Annotated in this window: 1 protein-coding gene; it reads right to left on the bottom strand. The window is 67.4% G+C overall.

Annotated features, from left to right (window positions below):
- Positions 1–215: 215 nt before the first annotated feature.
- The gene (locus tag ABZT03_RS44420; protein ID WP_356050029.1) at positions 216–1253 is read right to left on the bottom strand and encodes a hypothetical protein; all 1038 of its coding nucleotides are present in this window, start codon (positions 1251–1253) and stop codon (positions 216–218) included.
- Between the last annotated feature and the right edge of the window lie 287 nt (positions 1254–1540).

The following is a 1540-nucleotide window of genomic DNA, read 5'->3' as shown; positions in this document are numbered from 1 at the left end:
GGAAAGAGGCACTGAACCAGTTCTCACTCTTCTTCGAGGACCGGCTCAGCATCCAATGAAACCAACCGACTTACACAAGATCGCTGACACGCCCCAGGATCGGGCGGGGCCGTTATCGCACGGTGCCGCAGGACGTCCGGGGCGTCGAAGGCGCACCTGTTCTCGCTGCTTGACCGCATCGTTGGCTGCCTGATCGGCACGGCGAGTGGTCGTGGCTACGCGTTCGCCTGCTTGCCGTCGGCCCGGCGGGAAGCGGGGCTGTGGGTGAGGATGCGGCGGAGTTCGGCGGTCTGCTGGTCGATGGCCTGCGGGCCGTTGCCGGTGAGCAGCCGCACGGTCGGCTCGTAGGCGGTTTGCGGGGCGGAGATGTTGGGGGAGGACGCGACGGTGAAGCCGGCTTCCTTGATGGCCACGTCGACGAAGTAGGGGAGTCGGGTCTTCTTGCCCGGGACGTGCGGGTAGAGAAAACTCAGCGCGAACAGCTCGCCCATCTTGGGGACGGTCGAGATGGGGGCGGCGAGGAACGGGTTGTCCTTCACGGAGTAGGCGGCGCCCTGCGCGTCGATGCGCTGGCGGGTGGAGGTCACCGCGATGGGCGCGTGGCAGATCAACGAGATGGTGACGCCGTTCTCCCGGGCCACGTGGAGGGTTTCGCCGAGCCACGGATTGTCGCGGAAGTCGACCATGGGGGCGTGACCGCCGGGGGTGTGGATGAAGTCGAAGTCGGCGAAGGTGAACGCGTCGGCCGCGTCGCGGTGGCGCTGGACGAGGTCCTGCAGCGAGTGGAAGGTGGCCTCGGGCAGCTTGTCGAGGCGGCGGATCAGTTCGGGGCGGTACTCGGCGAGCTCCGGTTCGCTGTTGGGCAGGAGGTCGGAGACCGGGATCCGGCCGATGTGCCGCTCAAGCAGCCCAACTTCCTGCTCGCGGCGGGCGACCAGCTCGGGGTAGCGCTGCCGGAAGCTGTTGACGGTGAACGAGCGGCGGCGCTGCTGCATGCGCAGGGGGATCGTCCTGGCGCCGATCTTTTCGATGTAGTGCATGGACAGGGCCATGCCGTTGATATCGAGTTGCGGGGCGTTGCCGTCGGGCGTGGCGAAGGTGAACTCGTAGTCGTCCTCGAACTCCTTGAGCACTTGAGCCACCTCCACCAGGAAGAACCCGGTCGAGATCGACGTGACCTCGGCCGGCGCTGCCAGCGGCAGCCGGTGGCCGGACGAGATGATGATCAGTGCGCGACGCTTGGTGGTGGGCATTACGGGGCTCCCTTCAGTGGGCCTCGATGGCGTGGGCTGGGTGGGCCTGGTCGGCCCACTCCTGGTTGTGTTGCTGTTTGTTGTGCGGGACGAGTTGCTCGGACTACCGGCCGAGAGGCATCCGCAACGGGGTCGGCATGGCGCTTGCGGAAGCAGGGGATGTCGCATCCCGCTGGGGAAGGGCCTGCTGCCTGCGGGGGTGAGGGAGCCTGGGCGGGTGTGCCACCCAGGCTCCCTCAGGTGGCCCGCGGCCTCGAGCAACCTCCTGCTGGGGCGCGGGTTCATCT

Source organism: Streptomyces sp. NPDC005574, assembly GCF_040605435.1.
In the GTDB taxonomy this organism is placed as follows: Bacteria; Actinomycetota; Actinomycetes; order Streptomycetales; family Streptomycetaceae; genus Streptomyces.
Note: the sequence above shows the minus strand (reverse complement) of the source record. Positions and strands in the feature narration are given on the sequence as shown.